The organism is Azospirillum sp. B21 (genome assembly GCF_008364825.1).
Classification (GTDB): Bacteria; Pseudomonadota; Alphaproteobacteria; order Azospirillales; family Azospirillaceae; genus Azospirillum.
The window spans coordinates 1-2,699 of the sequence record NZ_VTTO01000048.1 but is presented as its reverse complement, the minus strand read 5'-3'; the positions used below and the strand labels follow the sequence as shown (position 1 = coordinate 2,699).

The 2,699-nt window shown below is 69.5% G+C and carries 1 protein-coding gene; it reads left to right on the top strand.

Going from position 1 to position 2,699, the window contains the following annotated elements:
- Positions 1-2,699, top strand: a 2,699-nt coding sequence (locus FZ983_RS33820) for a calcium-binding protein (protein WP_149229090.1), incomplete at both ends; no start/stop codon positions are given.

Sequence of the window (2,699 nt, the reverse complement as noted above, 5' to 3'; positions counted from 1 at the left end):
GAGACGCTGACCGGTACGGCCGGCAACGACGTCGTCACCCTCGGCTCGGCCGGCAGCACGATGGCGATCTCGCTGATCGACGCCGTGGTTGGCGGCGCGGCCACCGACGTCCTCACCCTGCTGAGCACGGCGGGCACCAGCCTGGTGGTTTCGGCTGTCGAGACGGTCACCGGCGGCGCGGCCACCGACGTCATCACCCTGGGCACCGCCGGCAACTCGCTGGTCGCCAACTCCATCGAGACGATCCTCGGCGGCACGGGTTCCGACCTCGTGTTCCTGGGTTCCTCGGGCAACACCGTCCTGGCCTCGGGCCTGGAGATCCTGGTCGGCGGCACCACCACCGACGTCGTCACGCTGGGCACGGCCGGTAACACGGTCATCCTGCGCGGCCTGGAGACCCTGACCGGCAACACCGGCACGGACGTCATCACCATCGGCGACACCGGCACCACCATGCTGGTCTCGGCGCTGGAGGTTCTGTCCGGCGGCGCCGGCACCGACGTGATCAACATTGCCACGACCGGCGGCACGCTGCTGGTTTCGGCTCTGGAGACGGTCACGGGCGGCACGGGCACCGACGTCATCACCATCGGCACGGCGGGTTCGACCCTGCTGGCCAATGCGCTGGAGACGATCGCCGGCGGCACGGGCTCCGAGCTGATCTTCCTGGGTTCGGGCGGCACGACGGCCCTGGTTTCGGCGATCGACATCCTGATCGGCGGCACCGGCACCGACGTGGTCACCCTGGGCACGGCCGGCAACACGGTGCTGCTGCGCGGCATCGAGACGCTGACCGGTCAGACCGGCACCGACGTCGTCACGCTGGGCAACACCGCGAACTCGCTGCTCGTCAGCGGGATCGAGACGCTGACCGGCGGTTCGGCTTCGGACATCGTCACCCTGGGCACGGCCGGCAACACCATGGTGGTGTCGGGCGTCGAGACCCTGATCGGCGATACCGGCATCGACGTCGTCACCATCGGCACCGCCGGTGGCACGCTGCTGGCGCTCGGCATCGACACGCTGATCGGCGGCACGGGCCTGGAAGTCATCCTCACCGGTTCGGCGGGTGCGACCCTGACCGTCTCGGGTGCGGACTACGTGGTCAGCGCTGCCGGCACCGACGTCCTGACCCTGGGTTCGACCGGCAACACCACCACCATCCGCGGCATCGAGACGCTGATCGGCGGTGCGGGCACCGACCTCGTGTTCCTGGGTGACACCGGCAACACGATGACGCTCGGCCTGAACATCGAGATCCTGGTCGGCGGCGCCGCCACCGACGTGCTGAGCATCAGCACCGCGGGCGCGACCCTGCTGATCCGTGCGATCGAGACCCTCGTCGGCTCGACGGGCACGGACGTGATCACGCTCGGCGACACGCCGAACACGGTCACGGTGACCGGCATCGACACCCTGACCGGCGGTGCGAACACCGACATCGTCTTCACCGGCTCCGCCGGCGTGACGATGACCGCCTCGGGCGTGGAGTTCCTGGTCGGCGGCACGGGCACCGACCTCGTGTTCCTGGGTGACACCGGCAACACCGTCATCACCCGCGGCATCGACACGCTGTCGGGCGGTGCGGGCACCGACTGGGTGTTCCTGGGCGACACCGGCGTCACCATGGCGCTGGGTACGGGCATCGAGCTGCTGATCGGTGGCGCCGCCACCGACGTCGTCAGCCTCGCCACTTCGGGCAGCACCCTGCTGACCCGTGCGGTCGAGACCCTGATCGGCGCGACCGGCATCGACGTGGTCACGCTCGGCGACACGCCGAACACGATCACCGTGTCGGGCATCGACACCCTGACCGGCGGCGCTGCCACCGACATCGTCTTCACCGCCTCGGCGGGCGTGACGATGCTGGCGTCGGGCGTCGAGTTCCTGGTCGGCGGCACCGGTTCGGACGTCGTGACCCTGGGTGCGTCGGGTAACACCGTCATCACCCGCGGCATCGACACCATGACCGGCGGTGCGGGCAGCGACCTGGTGATCCTGGGCGACACCGGCGTGACCATGCGTGCCGAGAGCGGGATCGAGATCATCGTCGGCGGTGCGGCCACGGATGTGGTCAGCCTCGGCGACGGCGGTTCGACGGTGCTGCTGCGCGGCATCGAGACCCTGGTCGGCGGTGCCGGCAACGACGTGATCACCACCGGCAACACCGGCGTGACCATGTCGGTCAGCGGCATCGAGACCCTGGTCGGCGGCCTCGGCACCGATGCGATCACGGTGACCAGCGGGTCGATCCGCTTCCAGGGCGGCACGGGCGACAGCATCAGCCTGGCGTCGGGCAGCGGCACCGATACGGTCGTGTACTCGTCCTTCAGCGACATCGCTGCGCTGGGCGCGAACACCGGCTTCATCTCGGTGTCGAACTTCCAGAGCGGCACCGACAAGGTGCAGCTGACGGATGCCGCCCGGACCACGGCGGATCGGAATGGCGACCAGGCGCTGGGCACGGCGACCGCGGCGACCAACGGGGTGAGCATGGCCGACGAACTGGTCAGCCTGTCCTCGGCGGTCAGCGGCAGCCTGACGGATGCCAACCTCGCCAACTTCCGTACGGCTCTGGGAACGCTGACGAACTCGTCGGCTGGTGCAAGCACGCTGGTTCTGGCCAACAACGGCACGAACTCCGGCCTGTACCAGGTGGTCGACGCCAACGGCGACGGCCAGGTGGCCTCGTCCGAGGT